General features: G+C 41.3%; 12 protein-coding genes and 1 pseudogene. All 13 read right to left on the bottom strand.

The genetic code is table 11. The features are described from left to right. Positions 1 to 116 precede the first annotated feature (116 nt). On the bottom strand, positions 117 to 932 hold the full coding sequence (locus tag RSK81_RS09660) for an endonuclease/exonuclease/phosphatase family protein (protein WP_002916904.1): 816 nt from the start codon (positions 930 to 932) through the stop codon (positions 117 to 119). A gap of 17 nt (positions 933 to 949) precedes the next feature. After that, on the bottom strand, positions 950 to 3142 hold the full coding sequence (locus RSK81_RS09665) for a PTS transporter subunit IIBC (RefSeq protein ID WP_002916902.1): 2193 nt from the start codon (positions 3140 to 3142) through the stop codon (positions 950 to 952). Between the two features lie 287 nt (positions 3143 to 3429). Continuing rightward, entirely contained in the window at positions 3430 to 4119 is a 690-nt protein-coding gene (locus RSK81_RS09670) for a DNA-binding response regulator (protein ID WP_002913166.1), read from the bottom strand. 9 nt (positions 4120 to 4128) lie between these two features. Then, positions 4129 to 5553 carry an NADP-dependent phosphogluconate dehydrogenase gene (gndA, locus tag RSK81_RS09675; protein ID WP_002916901.1) on the bottom strand — a complete coding sequence of 475 codons (1425 nt, stop codon included), beginning with the start codon at positions 5551 to 5553 and terminating at the stop codon, positions 4129 to 4131. Positions 5554 to 5738: 185 nt separating this feature from the next. Then, a pseudogene (locus RSK81_RS09680) lies at positions 5739 to 5953 on the bottom strand (DNA cytosine methyltransferase); the annotation flags it as partial. 107 nt (positions 5954 to 6060) lie between these two features. Continuing rightward, positions 6061 to 6906: a DNA adenine methylase gene (locus RSK81_RS09685; RefSeq protein ID WP_002916898.1), complete on the bottom strand. Its 846-nt coding sequence runs from the start codon at positions 6904 to 6906 to the stop codon at positions 6061 to 6063. Positions 6907 to 6908: 2 nt separating this feature from the next. Then, positions 6909 to 8648, bottom strand: coding sequence for an ATP-dependent nuclease (locus RSK81_RS09690; protein ID WP_315686653.1), 1740 nt, complete (start codon positions 8646 to 8648; stop codon positions 6909 to 6911). A 100-nt stretch (positions 8649 to 8748) separates the two neighbouring features. Then, complete coding sequence (locus tag RSK81_RS09695; protein ID WP_315686654.1) at positions 8749 to 11400, bottom strand: valine--tRNA ligase; 2652 nt, start codon at positions 11398 to 11400, stop codon at positions 8749 to 8751. 12 nt (positions 11401 to 11412) lie between these two features. Beyond that, complete coding sequence (locus tag RSK81_RS09700) at positions 11413 to 12450, bottom strand: phospholipid carrier-dependent glycosyltransferase (protein ID WP_002916894.1); 1038 nt, start codon at positions 12448 to 12450, stop codon at positions 11413 to 11415. Positions 12451 to 12510: 60 nt separating this feature from the next. After that, positions 12511 to 13080 carry a GNAT family N-acetyltransferase gene (locus RSK81_RS09705; RefSeq protein WP_002916891.1) on the bottom strand — a complete coding sequence of 190 codons (570 nt, stop codon included), beginning with the start codon at positions 13078 to 13080 and terminating at the stop codon, positions 12511 to 12513. A gap of 342 nt (positions 13081 to 13422) precedes the next feature. Continuing rightward, positions 13423 to 13677 (bottom strand): DUF1912 family protein, encoded by a 255-nt coding sequence (locus RSK81_RS09710; RefSeq protein ID WP_002905173.1) that lies wholly within the window; start codon positions 13675 to 13677, stop codon positions 13423 to 13425. 26 nt (positions 13678 to 13703) lie between these two features. Further along, positions 13704 to 15065, bottom strand: coding sequence for a DUF438 domain-containing protein (locus tag RSK81_RS09715; RefSeq protein ID WP_315686658.1), 1362 nt, complete (start codon positions 15063 to 15065; stop codon positions 13704 to 13706). A gap of 2 nt (positions 15066 to 15067) precedes the next feature. Next, on the bottom strand, positions 15068 to 15298 hold the full coding sequence (locus tag RSK81_RS09720; protein ID WP_002894544.1) for a DUF1858 domain-containing protein: 231 nt from the start codon (positions 15296 to 15298) through the stop codon (positions 15068 to 15070). Positions 15299 to 15345 lie beyond the last annotated feature (47 nt).

A 15345-nucleotide genomic window follows, 5' to 3' on the forward strand; every position in this document is an offset into this window, starting at 1 on the left:
CAAAAGACAGCCGTTTGGAGGGTAATATTTCACCATTTTGCCCTAAAAATATGTTTATCAAAAAGAAAAAGAGAGGCAATCTGTTGTATTCACAGTCTTGCCTCATCTTTTTACCATTATAAAGTCACTTGCACTTCTAAACCAAAGTGGTCACTGACAACAGGGGTTTCTTTCCCGTCAAAGACGACAGCGGAACGCTCAACGTCCATCCCTTGGCTAGTGAAAACATAATCTATCTTCAGAGCGTGCTTATTGTCATCCCAGCCTGCAATAGTCCCTTCTACTGTCGCCTCTCCGATAGCTTCTTTTGCAACAGTATGACTATCCTGCAGCTTCAGTGGACTGGCTAAGATGGTTTGGTAGCCTTGTTGGCCGACTGGATTGTTGAAATCGCCCATAAGGACCAGAGAACTTTCTGCTTTTAGCAGCTCTTCTTCAAGCTTAGCCCATTCCCCTTGGAAACCTTTGTCCCACCAAGACAGATGGCAGGAGGCAATTGTCAACAATTGACCATCTACCTCAGTCTCGGCTAGCAAGACCTTACGGGTATGGTAATCTCTAGGATCATTAGCCTCTGATACCAGAACTTCTCTAGGAGCCATAGGATTTCTAGATAGGATTGCCACTCCTTCGTTATAAATATCAAACCCAATATGATTATAGGCCCAGGACCAATGATAGTCCAGTCCTGCCTCAGCCAATTTTTCTACCAAACAAAGGGCAAAATGGTCTTGATGGATCTCAATTGCGCCCTCAACCGCCTGATAGAAAGGAGCCTGAACAACCTGTTCAGACTCCGTTAATTGATTGACTTCCTGCAGGCAAATGACATCATATTTTTCTTGAAGAATGCGTTCTGCAAGCTCATTAAGCTTGGTTTCTTGCTCTTCTTCCATCCAACTATGAGTATTTAATGTCAGGAATTTTGCCATGATTTCTCTTTTCTATTTTACAATTCAACCTTAGCAACAACTGTCTTAGCAGATGCTTGACCAAGTTTTTCTACTGTTACAGACTTGATAGCTGCTGCATTTGTGAAGACTACGATTGTTGAAGTTTCACGTCCTGCTTCCTTGATTGCTTCCAAGTCAGCCGTGACTAGAAGATCTCCAGCTGCAACTTTTTGACCTTCTGAAACATGAACTTCGAATGGTTTACCTTCAAGGCTAACAGTTTCCAAACCAATATGTACCAAGACTTCTAGACCATTATCTGTCACAAGACCGATAGCGTGCTTGCTAGGGAAGACGCTAGTTACTGTACCAGCAACTGGTGAATAAATCTTACCATTTTCTGGCTCAACTGCAAATCCATCACCCATCATTTTTTGTGAGAAGACTGGATCTTTAACATCTGCCAAGTCAATGACTTGACCGTCCGCAACAGTTTCAACTTCCTCAGTCACACCTTTGTAAGTAACTTCGGCAGCTGCTGATTCTGCTTTTTGGCTAGGAAGTGTTTCAGGAATCACTTCACCAGAATCCAACAAGTCTTGAATATCAGATTTGAGAACGTCAGCTTTTGGTCCGTAGATAGCTTGAACGCCTTGACCTTTCATAACCAAGCCCATAGCGCCTTCAGCTTTCCACTGTTCTTCTGTTCCAACTTTTTCAGCATCTTTGACAGTCACACGCAGACGAGTCATACATGCATCTACATCTACAATGTTAGCGCGACCACCCAGAAGGTTGATAACATTTACTGCTTGAGAAGCTTCAGCAACTTTACCACCAGTTGACTCTGATGAAGAAGCTTCATCTGAACCATCTGCTGTTTCATAGTTACCGTTACGTCCTGGAGTTGCATAGTTGAACTTCTTGATCATGAAGTTAGAAATGAGGTACATCACAACACCAAAGAGGATCGTTACCCAGATGAAGTTGATGATATCCATTCCTAAGCCAGCATTGATGGCCATAGGAGTACGGGTCAAGAATTCGATAGAACCGAATGAGTGCACACGAAGATTAACGATGTCAGCCATTGCAAACGCAGCACCTTGTACAAATGCATAAATGATATACAGCGGTGTTGCAACGAACATGAACATGTACTCGATTGGCTCAGTAACCCCTGTCAAGAAGGTTGCCAAAGCAGTCGCAATCATCATACCTTTGTATTTGTGCTTCTTGTCAGCATCCACATTGTGATAGATAGCCGCCGCTACCCCCATAAGGATACCGAATGAACCAATCATCTGACCAACCTTGAATCGAGCTGGATGAACTGTATCAAGCAAGTGTTGGTAAGTAGAAGGATCAGCTGATTTCGTACCAACCAAGTCAGTTACCCAAGCCAACCATAGAGGGTCTTGACCAGCTACAGTTGTTCCCGCACCAGAACCAGTAATAACGTGGTAAACACCACCTAATTCTGTGTAGTTCATTGGAATGGTCAACATGTGGTGCAAACCAAATGGAAGCAAGAGACGTTCCAAAGTACCATAGATGAATGGTGCCAAAACTGGTGCAGTATCTTGTGAGTTAGCAATCCAAATACCAAAGCTGTTGATACCTGATTGAACAACTGGCCATACGAATGACAAAACAATTGCTACGATTACTGAGCGCAAGATAACAACGAAAGGTACAAAACGCTTACCATTGAAGAATGACAAGGCATCTGGCAATTTACGGAAATTGTAGTATTTGTTATAAGCTGTCGCTCCGACAAAACCAGCGATAATTCCGACAAAGACACCCATGTTCAGAGCTGGCGACTCCAGAACGCTGATGAAATAATCTGAAACCTTAATAGATGCGCCAAACATTGTTTTAACTACAGCAGCCTTATCTGAGAGCATATCGCTGGTAACACCAAACATAACACCAGTGATACGGTTAATCAGGATAAAGGAAAGACCTGCTGCGAAGGCACCGCCTGCGCGTTCTTTTGCCCAGCTTCCACCAATAGCCAAAGCAAAGAGGATATGCAGGTTACCGATAACCCCCCAACCAATCTGCTCTAAGACACCGCCGGTAGTGACTAAAACACCTAGATTTGGATTAATCATCGGAATCGATTTACCGATACTAATCATCAGTCCTGCTGCTGGCATAACAGCAACGACCACCATCAAAGCTTTACCGAATTTTTGCCAAAATTCAAAGCTAAAAATGTTCTTGAATGAATCTTTCATCATTCAGACCTCCTTATATTTTTTGCAAACCACTCCTTTTTGTGAAATCGTTTGCATGTCGATACATCTATTATAGCACGATTTTTTATTTTGTAAAGGCTTTTATAAAAATATTTTCTCTTTTTTTGCATTCCAAAGGCTAAAATCTCTTTTTACGAGACATCTTTTTGCTATATTTCAACGAAAACGATTGCATAGAACAGCCAGAAAGTCCGCATTATTTATCCTATCTATACTGTAACAAGCGCCAAAAAACTCCGTCTCCTAAGGAGAACAGAGTTTTGAATTTTCTATTCCTGCATGGCATAACCAACACCGCGAACGGTTTTGATATAGCTTGGCTGCCCTTCCACATCAATTTTACTGCGCAGATAACGAATATAAACATCTACAACGTTGGTCTCCGTTGCACTCTCGTACTTCCAGACACGCTCCAGCAGCTGCTCACGGCTCATGACCTTATTGCTGCCCATCAGGGTTACCAGCAGATCGTACTCCCGTCGCGTCAGTGCAATAACTTCCTCACCGCGGTAAACCGTATGATTTTTAATATCTACTCGCAGATTCCTGTAAGAGGTCGGAATTTTCAAGAGGCTGCAGTGCTGGTCGATAAAGTCGCGCCCGCGGAAAATGATAGAGACACGCTCCACTAAATCACTGATAATGAAAGGCTTGACTACGTAGGAAACGGCAAAATGCTGGATTGCTTCCTGCTGCTCTGCAATCTCTTCGCGACTAGCCAGAACGATAATGACGGACGCTGGCTTAATCAAGCTCAACTGCTTAGCAAAACCGCTGGCAGTCATATCTTGAAGATCGTAGTTGATCAAGAGCAAGTCATAATCCACATCTTTAGCCAGAGCCAGTCCCTCTTGACCAGTCTCAGCCAAATCTACAAGAAAGCTTTCCTTTTGCAGTTCCAAACTCACAAATCGGGCAAGATTTTTTTCATTTTCTACTAGTAAAATTCGCTTTGCCATAGGCCTATCCTATTTTTCGTCGTACCAAGAATAGTGGTAGGTACCTTCTTTGTCTTTACGGTTGTATGTATGAGCACCAAAGTAATCACGCTGCGCCTGAATCAGGTTCGCTGGAAGATTTTCCGCACGGTAGCTATCAAAGTAAGCAATGGCACTGGAGAAGGTTGGTACTGGTACTCCCGCTTGCACAGCCAAGCTGACAACATCACGGACTGCCTGCTGGTACTTAGCCGTAATATCCATGAAGTATTCATCTAAGAGTAGGTTTGCAAGGTCAGCATCACGGCCGTAAGCGTCTGTAATTTTCTGAAGGAAGCGGGCACGGATGATACAGCCAGCACGCCAGATAGAAGCAATCTCTCCAAACGGCAGATTCCAGTTGTTTTCCTTAGAAGCTACACGCAATTGAGCAAAACCTTGAGCATAAGACATGATTTTTGAGAAGTAAAGAGCCTGGCGGATCTTTTCAATCAGCTCTGCCTTGTCTCCTTCAAAGGTGAAAGTAGCTGGTTTTGGCAATACCTTGCTGGCAGCTACACGCTCATCTTTGTAGGTAGAAATGTAACGCGCAAAGACTGACTCAGTAATCAATGGCAGTGGCACACCTAAATCCAGTGAAGATTGACTGGTCCACTTACCAGTTCCCTTATTGCCAGCCGCATCCAGAATATAGTCAACGATCGGGCCAGCTTGACCTTCATCGTCCTTACGGGTCAAGATATCCGCTGTAATCTCAATCAGATAGCTGTCCAGCTCGCCTTTGTTCCACTCTGTGAAGATGTCTGCCATTTCACTAGCTGAAAGGCCTAGCAAGTGCTGCATCAGGTCATAACTCTCAGCGATCAGCTGCATATCTCCATATTCAATCCCGTTATGGACCATTTTTACATAGTGACCGGCGCCATCAGGACCGATATAAGTCACACATGGTGCGCCGTCTTCAGGAGCTTTAGCAGAGATTTCTTCCAAGACATCGGCTACCAACTCATATGCTTCTTTTTGACCACCTGGCATGATAGATGGCCCTTCCAATGCGCCCTTTTCACCACCGGAAACACCTGTACCGATGAAGTTGATACCAGAGTTAGCTAACTCTTCATTACGGCGAATGGTATCTTTGTAGAAAGTATTCCCACCGTCAATCAGGATATCACCCTTATCCAAGTGAGGAAGCAAGGCCTGAATAGTCGCATCTGTACCAGGACCAGCTTGAACCATCAGCATAATCCGACGCGGTTTTTCAATAGAGTTGACAAAAGACTCTACATCATAGCTTGGCACAAAGTTTTTCTCAGGATGAGAGGCAATGACGTCCTCTGTCTTGTTTGCTGAGCGGTTATAGATGGCAACTGTATAGCCACGAGATTCGATATTTAGAGCAAGGTTACGGCCCATAACAGCCATACCAACAACACCAAAATTTGCTTTAGTCATTATGTTCTCCTATAGTTTGTTTGTCTTATTTTATCATTTTTAAGGCTTAAAAGAAAGTATTAAGTCGGTGACGGATTGTGAGGGTGGATGAATAGAAAAACCAAGCTCAGATGAAACTGAACTTGGTTGTGAGAATTTACAGTAAAATAGAGACTTTCATAATAATCTCCAAATACCTAGTTGGAAATGCCTTCTTGCTGAACATCGTGAATATCGTGACCATCAAATAGGTATCTGGATGGTTTAATTGATAAGTTTGGCACTTATACTTATCAAACTCATTGGCCTACAATACTCTGAACTCGTTGGTTTATTCAACCCCCAGCTTAATTACCCCTGTCCACCTGGAGAAAGCTGCAATTTTATAGTTTTTTAGCTTGCAGAATTTGTGTAGAATTATAAGAAAATGTTTTGAGTTAACATGCTCAAATGATAACGCATGAAGAATAAATATTTAGATAGGATCAGATTAGTTCCTAATACTTCAATTTGCTGTTAATATAACAATTACACATCGTAATTATAAATAATTAATTCGCTTGTTGGAATTCGACCTGAACTATTTCTATTTATCTTTCTAGGAACATTAATTTGCTTTATTTTAAATATACTATTATCACTATATAAATCTAATATATCATCAGTAAATGAATTAGATACTAAAAATTTAATACCTCTTTTATGAAGTTTAATGCAAATATCTCTTAACTCTCTTTGCTTTTCAATGGGAAAGCCAAGTTCTGTGTATCCTGTGAATGATGAAGAGTTTAACGGCAAATAAGGAGGATCGAAATAAACAAAACTTCCCTTTCTTAAATGCTTTAATGCCAACTTGTAATCACCTGTCATCATTTTCAAATTAACTGTATTAAAATAACAAGAGATACCATTAATCATTCCCTCATTAATTATCTGAGGATTCTTATATCGGCCATATGGAGTATTAAATTGACCCAACTGATTTACTCTAAACAGACCATTATAACATGTCTTATTTAAGTAAATAATTCGAGAAGCTCTTTCGACATCTGTTAATTCACTAAAAGAATCCAATCTATCTAATTCTCGAATATTGTAAAAATAGTCTTTCGAATTATTAATTTTGTGATTATAAAGAGCATCAATGAGAGCCTGAGGAGCTTCTTTCACAACTTTATAAACATTCATTAATTCTGAATTGTAATCATTGATAATCGCACGCTCAGGCTGTAAGTCAAATAGTAGAGCACCTCCACCCAAAAAAGGCTCAACATACACAGTAATATCAGTGGGTAAATGCTCTCTGATGACATCAAGTAACTGTCTTTTCCCTCCTGCCCATTTTAAAATCGGTTTTAATCGGACTTTTTCCATAATTAAACCACCTCATCAGAATAAAAAAATGAGTTAAGTTTGTCTAAAAGCCATTCTTTATTCATTCTATCTCTATCTATATTTTGAGACAGTTCACTTTTCATTCTCCCCTCTGGATAATCTATATCGTGATATTCGATAAATTTTTTAGTTAAATCTATAAGATTTCCCTGTTCACGTTTACGATATAAAAAATCAACAAATCCTTGTTCTCTTTCAAGAAAATCTTTAGAAGTCTTTTTTAATGTTTCAATCAGTAAACTTTCATCAAATACCATATCTTCAATTTCTTTATCATTATCAAGACTATAAACTTCAATTTCGAAATTTCGAAATTTACTTTTTTCACTATTAATCTTTGCTTTTGCTTCTTTCCCAGATTTATCGCCATCTAATAAAATAAATATTTTTCTATGAACCTGACTTACTTTATCTAAGTATACTAAAATTGGTAGTACTGATTGGGTTCCTTTCCCAATAAAATTATAATTTAAATCATTTTCATTATTCTGATATTTTTCATATCTTATTTGGGGTCTATACGGTTTTGAATCTAAAATATATTCAATATAATTTTTATCTGTCTTCCCTTCACATATTATAATTTCGTTATGATCATCGACTTCATCTAATAAACCATAATTTTTTAACACTTGATTTTTTATCTCATTAGTGAACTTACTAACTACAGAATTTTTCACAATATCAAATTCATTCTTACTTCGTTGATAAGATTGTTCTCTTTTACTCTGACTAATGTTATAAAAACTAAAGATAGAATTATTCACTTCCTTTAAAAACTCTCTTGAATGAGTGGTTATGAATAACTGTGATTTATTGTCTTCATTATTCACTAGTTCTAAAATCGAATCTTTTAAGCCAGTTGTTAAAAGCGGATATAGAAAAGCCTCTGGTTCATCTAATAGAATTATTCTATTATGTTTTTGAAAAATCTCGTTTAATAAAAAGAATGTTAATAAAATAACAGATGTCCGTTGTACTCCCGCTCCCTTAGCATCAATAATCTGAGCATAATCATCATCCAACTTCAAAGAAATATTTTTCAATAAAAATTCCGTAATTTTTGCTTTATCATCAATTACTAACTTTGGTTTTATTTCAATATGATTTTCTCTAAATAATTTGAACTCGTTATCTAAATCTGACTCAATATCATTAATGTGTTCTTTAAAAATTCCCAATAACAAACCATATTGTTTTTCAAACTCTTCTACAGTCTGTTTAATTTTTTTATGCTTTTTTTTGAAATACTCCAGTACCATATCATTGAGCAAAGAAAATGCTTGACTAGATAAGTCTTGGTCTGTGGTACTTAGATACACACATTTGAATTTAGCATTTAGATATTTTTTTATTTTGCTACTTGAGTTTAGTTTTGCATGTTTTGAATTCGTCTTGTAGATCTCAGAATCTTCTTTATTTAGGTTACAATAAATTTGATACTTACTTTCTTTACCACTTTCCAATTCATCATCAATAAAGTCTACTGTAATAACAGGATCTTTGCTTGCTCCTTTAGTAATTTCCTTAATAGCATTTCTATCAATACTTGGATTGTAGGATTTTGGATTGAAGAACAAATTAATTGCTCTTAAGACATTTGTTTTTCCAACATTATTTCGACCCGCAAAAATATTTAAAACATCAAGTTCATCAATAGTATTTTCTTCATTGGTAAATGATCTAAAATTACTAATTTTTAAGCGAGAAATTTTTATCATATCAGTCTCCTATCAATTTTTTTCTTTGATTCTACCATAAATCAATAAAAAAAGCAGTTCTGATATTAGATTTAATTATCAGAATCTGCTTATTCTGTGTTTATTTCACCAACTTCTTCATCTCATCAATCCGCGCCACTGTCGCATCGTATTTAGCTTGGTAGTCGGCTTGTTTGTCGCGTTCTTTTTGGACGACTTCTGGTTTGGCGTTGGCTACGAAGCGTTCGTTTGAGAGCTTCTTGCCGACCATATCCAGTTCTTTCTGCCACTTGGCTAGTTCTTTTTCGAGACGAGCCAGCTCTTCCTCGATATTGAGGAGGTCTGCCAGCGGCAGGTAGATTTCTGCTCCTGTGATGATGCTAGACATGACCAGCTCTGGCACGGCAAGGTCTGCTGCGATTTCCAAATGCTCAGGATTGGTAAAGCGCTTGATGTAGTTGACATTATCCTTGAAGAAGGTTTCCAGCGCACTATCAGTCGTCTTAATTAAGATGGTGATCGGCTTGCTTGGCGCCACATTGACCTCAGCTCTGCTATTGCGCACCGAACGGATCAGGTCCTTGAGGGCTTCCACGCCAGCTGCTGCCTCGGCATTTTCAAACTCTGGACGAACCACTGGATAAGCCGCTGTCACAATGGTGCCTTCTGAGATTTGACCAAAGATTTCCTCGGTCACGAAAGGCATGATTGGGTGAAGCAGGCGCAGGATTTGGTCCAGAGTGTAAAGGAGGACAGAGCGAGTGATGACTTTCTCGTCTTCATTATCGCTGTAAAGCACTTCCTTCGTCAGCTCCACATACCAGTCGGCAAATTCATCCCAAATAAAGTTGTAGAGGATGTGGCCAGCCACACCAAACTCAAACCTGTCGAAGTTCTCAGTCACCTTGCCAATAGTTTCGTTGAGGTTGTGGAGAATCCAGCGGTCGGTGACATTACCTGCCTGACCAGCCGCCACCTGAGCGACATTCTCACGCGCCACATCCAGCGTCAAGCCTTCATTGTTCATGAGGATATAGCGGGAAATGTTCCAAATTTTGTTGATGAAGTTCCAAGAAGCATCCATCTTTTCATAGCTGAAGCGGACATCTTGGCCAGGGGCAGAGCCGTTTGATAGGAACCAACGCAAGCTATCTGTTCCGTACTTATCAATAACATCCATTGGATCAATCCCATTTCCCAGTGACTTGGACATCTTACGTCCTTCCTCATCCCGAATGAGGCCATGAATCAAGGCATTTTTGAATGGCGACTTGCCAGTAAATTCCAAACCTTGGAAAATCATTCGAGACACCCAGAACGGGATAATATCATAACCAGTCACCAAGGTCGATGTTGGATAATAACGCTTGAAGTCTGCAGAGTCGACATCAGGCCAGCCCATGGTTGAGAAGGGCCAAAGGGCAGAACTGAACCAAGTATCAAGTACATCTTCGTCCTGAGTCCAACCATCGCCTTCCGGCGCTTCTTCGCCCACATAGATTTCGCCGTCTGCATTATACCAGGCTGGGATTTGGTGACCCCACCAGAGCTGACGAGAGATTACCCAGTCGTGGACATTTTCCATCCATTGGAGGAAGGTATCATTGAAGCGTGGCGGGTAGAACTCAACCTTGTCTTCTGTGTCTTGGTTGGCAATGGCATTCTTAGCCAATTGATCCATCTTGACGAACCACTGGGTAGACAGACGCGGCTCAACCATAACGCCAGTCCGCTCTGAGTGACCAACACTGTGGACACGTTTTTCGATTTTAACCAGAGCACCGATTTCTTCCAGTTTCTTGACAACAGCCTTACGAGCTTCAAAACGGTCCATGCCTGCAAATTCAAAGGCCAAGTCATTCATAGTTCCGTCGTCGTTCATAACGTTGACTTGTGGCAAGTTATGACGTTGACCAACCAAGAAGTCGTTTGGATCGTGGGCCGGCGTGATTTTCACGACACCTGTACCAAACTCAGGATCTGCGTGTTCGTCGGCAACGATTGGGATTAGTTTATTAGCGATTGGCAGGATAACGTTTTGCCCAATCAAGTCCTTGTAGCGTGGGTCTTCTGGATTGACCGCAACGGCAACATCCCCAAACATCGTCTCAGGACGAGTGGTCGCAACTTCAAGGGCGCGCGAACCGTCTTCCAGCATGTAGTTCATGTGGTAGAATGCACCTTCCACGTCCTTATGGATAACCTCGATATCAGAAAGGGCAGTGCGAGCTGCTGGGTCCCAGTTGATGATAAACTCACCACGGTAGATCCAGCCTTTCTTGTAAAGCTCCACAAAGACTTTACGAACCGCTTTTGACAAACCTTCATCAAGAGTGAAACGCTCACGAGAGTAGTCTACAGAGAGCCCCATCTTGCCCCACTGCTCCTTGATGGTCGTCGCGTATTCGTCTTTCCATTCCCAGACTTTATCTAGGAATTTTTCACGACCGAGGTCATAGCGGGAAATGCCTTGCTCCCGCAAGCGCTCCTCGACCTTAGCCTGAGTCGCAATCCCAGCGTGGTCCATCCCTGGCAGCCAAAGCGTATCAAAACCTTGCATGCGTTTTTGACGGATGATGATATCCTGCAAAGTCGTATCCCAAGCGTGACCAAGGTGGAGTTTCCCGGTAACGTTTGGTGGTGGAATCACAATCGAATAAGGCTTGGCCTTTTGATCTCCAGAAGGCTTGAAAACATCAGCATCAAGCCATTTTTGATAACGACCAGCCTCAACCTCGGCTGGATTGTATTTAGGTGAAAGTTCTTTAGACATGTGTGTTCTCCTTTAATTTAGCATTCTTAAAACTAGTTTTGAAATCCGTTTTTTATTCTTCAAAAAGCAATAAAATTGTATTGGGTGTTGGAATTTATTGGGTTGATTTTTATTAACTAATTTCTTTTTTAACTTTCTACGTTTCTTTTCTAGTGATTCTAAATTCATTTTTCTGTTATCAAAACTATAAACTTTAGATTCTAAGCGTATTATATCATTATTAAGCCTACTAGCTTTACTATTATTTACCGAAGGTTTTTTTAGAAATCGTTCTATTGCTCTTATATAATCATCTTCTATTCGATTTGATATCAATAAAAGGTAAAAGAATTCATAAATACAAATTGGGAGAAAAGATATAGAAGCAATTGAAGTATTTTTTAGCAAATCCATATAGATAATCCCTATTGACAAATTAACAAAGTATGGAGTGACAAAAAAGATAATAAAGAACCACATCTTTTCTTTATCATTTCTAGATGGATTTATTCTTAGAACATCAATAACAAAACCTTGTAACATAATAGCTAATATTGACAAAGTTAATAGCCCCAGTGCCACCTGAGACCACAAATTATGTGTCAAATCCTGAGCTACTAAATAGGACAAATAGAGAGTAAAGACACCTAAAAATATTTGGAATATTCTCAACAAAACTGTGGAATATTGAAACTTAGACTCTTGTTTTCTCCTTTCCCAATCATATTTTAATAGTAATTCTAAAAAATAAATAGTGTCCTCATATTTACCATCTGCAATACTATCCCAAATATGACCATCTTTCATAAAATATGATTTTGTGTTTTTTATTTCTAGATTGTAACCATAGGGATTGATCTGACTCTTTAATCTTGCCAGAACACCCTCATGGCTCGAGGAACCTTCAAGCTCTTCAATAATATTTTCAATCTTCTTCCTCCACTCAGATCGTTCTCCAGTAATATAATCGAGCTGATTTCTTTTACTATTATTAATAAACACTAAAATCGCACTTAATATCGCCCCTAAGCCTGCACCACTAAGCAGAGTAATAATCTGGCTTGTTTCCAATTTTTCTCACCTCACTTTCGAAAATCAATAAATCCCAACTGTTCGAAAATTTCGAATGGTTCAACTAACAGTTTCCACCTCCCACTCACTCCTCAGCAAGCCATACCTCAAATCATCACAGCGATTGCCTTGGGCATCTTTGCGGTCCCTTATGCGAGCTTCGAGGGTAAAGCCAAGTTTCTCAGCGACTCGTTGACTTTGAAGATTATAGCCAAAGCAAGACAATTCAATTTTATGTAGATTCAATTCTTTAAAAGCCAGGTCAATCAAAACACGCGCTGCTTCTGGAACATAGCCTCGCCCCCAGTAGTCTGGGTGCAAGATATAGCCAATCTCAAGCACATCGTCTTCGTGTCGATGGTTGAAATCAACAGAACCGATGACCTTATAAGTTCCTTTGACGACAATCCCGTAGCCCGCTGGGAGATTTTCCTTTTGATTGCGCTCAGGAAGAATATGCTCCAGATAATAAATCTCGTCTTCCAAGGTCTGGACGGGCGGAAAGCCTGCTGGATAGGAGACTTCTGGCCGACTGGCATAGTCAAAGATATCCACTGCATCAGCCACTGTTCGGACTCGTAAAATGAGACGTTCTGTTTCGATTCTTTCTGGTAACTCTGCTCTTGTCATCCTTCTACCTCGCTTTCTACAAAAAATCGCCCCTGTCATAACTATGACAGGGACGAATGTGTTTATCCGCGGTACCACCCAATTTCGGGCAGATGCCCGCAACTTTTCTCTTCTTCTTTCTCTTTTATGACGTCATTAGCTCGCTTTGACATATGCTAGTATAACCTGCAGCTCCTTGCCTAGTCCTAAAAGGAAACAAAAAGACACTTTTATTTCAATTTATCATCTCATCAGCAACCAGCTTTGACGCATTTGTGGACTTCTCAGCACCGCCACTTTCTGTAAAATGCTTGACTCAAAACACCTCTGATGAACCTATTCTATCACCTTTCCAGTGAAAAATCAATAATTTCTCTCCCCCAAAAGTCCGTCTGGCAGGTCGTGGAAGCCTTTGCCCGACTGATAGTTAGCGAATTTCCCTAAAAGGAACTGGTAGGCATCTAGACGGCTCTCATAGCGAATGGCCGCTTCCTTGGCCCGCTCGTCCTGGTCCGCCTCGTAGACTGCCTGACTCTCCTTGAGGGCCATCTCGTTAATCATGACCTGGGTCTTAACCCAAGCTTCAAACTCCTGTAAAAATTCTTGTTCGTAACTCATTTCTCTCACTTTCTAACTGTAAATACCTAGTCCAAATCTCGGTAAAAATCACTGTCAATGTCACGGAAGGGCTGAATGTCCTGCACATATTCCAGCACCCCCTGAAATTCACCAGCCTCATCTCGCACTGCCGCATAGGTCACATGGACAAACTTGCCCCGCGATTCCGACTTGAACCACATCTCAAACTTGTCCCGCTCTCCCTCGCGCAAAGCCTTGAAAATCCGCCGCACCTTGTCCAAAAACTTGGGCGGGTGACAGAGCTCGACATTGCGTCCTATCTGGGACGGCGTCCGCTTGAAAATCATCTCGTCCGCCGGCACACTGTCATTATAATACTGGAAAATATCGTCCTTATTGACAAAGGTAATCTCCATGGGCAGATGGTCCAAAATCAGATTGGCTTCCGCCACTGACAGATAGCCATGACCAAAAGGCTGCTGGGAGTCCCGATTAAAGGTTTGCTCCTTCTTTTCCTTGGGCTTAAAGGAAATGGTGACCTGACCATCCGGCGTATCAATGACCTGCTGAAACCTGCCATCACTAGTCTGTTCTGTGCTGGCTGGCGCTTCGCTTCCTTCATCAGCAGCATCCCCAGCTTCCTCCTCCGAGAATGAGTGCCGCGCAGGAATCCATTTCTCCGTTGGCTTGATGATGGCATAGCCATAAGCATCGCTCTCCTCAGCAATCTTGAGCCAGTCATCCTGATGAAAGGACTCGAGGAGAATCATGAGAAGGATGGACTCTTCCTTGAAAATCATAGCTTCAAACTCAGCCGCAAAAGTCTCAAACTTTTCCTTGACTTCTTGAATCGAAGTGTCAGGCAGCTGCTGTGCAGCAATCTTAGCCTCTTGGAAAAGGTCTCGAATCTGGTCATCTACCCCCCACATGACCTTGGGCGGCGAATCATGGCCGTAGTTCTCCATGATAGGAAACATGAGCTCTTCCTTACGCTGATAGTGGATATCAAACTGCCCCACCAAACTCAGCTGGCGCTGGAGTCCCTTGCGGATTTCTGGAAGAAGATCCTCATCTTCTGTGGTTTCATAGGTAGATAGGAGTCTACGAACCCGCATGAGGGCAGCCCGCAGCGCTAGATTTTCCTGCTTGAAGACTTGAACCGGATGGCCTGGATGGTCGGTATCAGCCACCTCCACATTCTGAATGGCTCCTTTAAAGAGGTTGGCATGGACATTGCAGAGGGACATGACATCTTCAAAGGTCACTCCCGTATCTGAGTTCATTAGCTCATGCTCCATCAGGCTGATCTCAATAGCGGACACACCTGCAAAATGCTCGTTGAAAAGCTCCTGAACAGATTCTGCTGAAGCTCCATTATGTAGGTCCAGCAAGATAGACTTGAGGACCTCAATGCGTTCAGTAGCCATGCCTAAATCCCCACCACTTCATAGCCATTTAATTCCAGAGTTTGCTTGATTTTATTAAGGTCAATGCCATTCATACCAGCACCTTTTTTGATAGAAACCACGCGCCCTACTGTATTGCGCATAACGGGATTGGCCAGAGGCGTAAAGCCCAACTCAACCAGAACATCCAAAACTTCTGGCTGCTTCTCAATCACTTCTGCCACTGGGATAGACAAATCAATCACATTATCCATAGCTGCTCCTTCATCGTCATTTTTCTACAATTATACCATAAAAAAGC

This window comes from Streptococcus sp. DTU_2020_1000888_1_SI_GRL_NUU_041A, assembly GCF_032387735.1.
In the GTDB taxonomy this organism is placed as follows: Bacteria; Bacillota; Bacilli; order Lactobacillales; family Streptococcaceae; genus Streptococcus; species Streptococcus sanguinis.

What these genes read in the sequence shown, in the direction of transcription:
- RSK81_RS09690 (WP_315686653.1), bottom strand. Translation starts at nt 8,648, where the DNA reads ATGATAAAAATTTCTCGCTTAAAAATTAGTAATTTTAGATCATTTACC.
- RSK81_RS09685 (WP_002916898.1), bottom strand. Translation starts at nt 6,906, where the DNA reads ATGGAAAAAGTCCGATTAAAACCGATTTTAAAATGGGCAGGAGGGAAA.
- gndA (WP_002916901.1), bottom strand. Translation starts at nt 5,553, where the DNA reads ATGACTAAAGCAAATTTTGGTGTTGTTGGTATGGCTGTTATGGGCCGT.
- RSK81_RS09720 (WP_002894544.1), bottom strand. Translation starts at nt 15,298, where the DNA reads ATGGATAATGTGATTGATTTGTCTATCCCAGTGGCAGAAGTGATTGAG.
- RSK81_RS09705 (WP_002916891.1), bottom strand. Translation starts at nt 13,080, where the DNA reads ATGACAAGAGCAGAGTTACCAGAAAGAATCGAAACAGAACGTCTCATT.
- RSK81_RS09715 (WP_315686658.1), bottom strand. Translation starts at nt 15,065, where the DNA reads ATGGCTACTGAACGCATTGAGGTCCTCAAGTCTATCTTGCTGGACCTA.
- RSK81_RS09710 (WP_002905173.1), bottom strand. Translation starts at nt 13,677, where the DNA reads ATGAGTTACGAACAAGAATTTTTACAGGAGTTTGAAGCTTGGGTTAAG.
- RSK81_RS09670 (WP_002913166.1), bottom strand. Translation starts at nt 4,119, where the DNA reads ATGGCAAAGCGAATTTTACTAGTAGAAAATGAAAAAAATCTTGCCCGA.
- RSK81_RS09660 (WP_002916904.1), bottom strand. Translation starts at nt 932, where the DNA reads ATGGCAAAATTCCTGACATTAAATACTCATAGTTGGATGGAAGAAGAG.
- RSK81_RS09665 (WP_002916902.1), bottom strand. Translation starts at nt 3,142, where the DNA reads ATGATGAAAGATTCATTCAAGAACATTTTTAGCTTTGAATTTTGGCAA.
- RSK81_RS09695 (WP_315686654.1), bottom strand. Translation starts at nt 11,400, where the DNA reads ATGTCTAAAGAACTTTCACCTAAATACAATCCAGCCGAGGTTGAGGCT.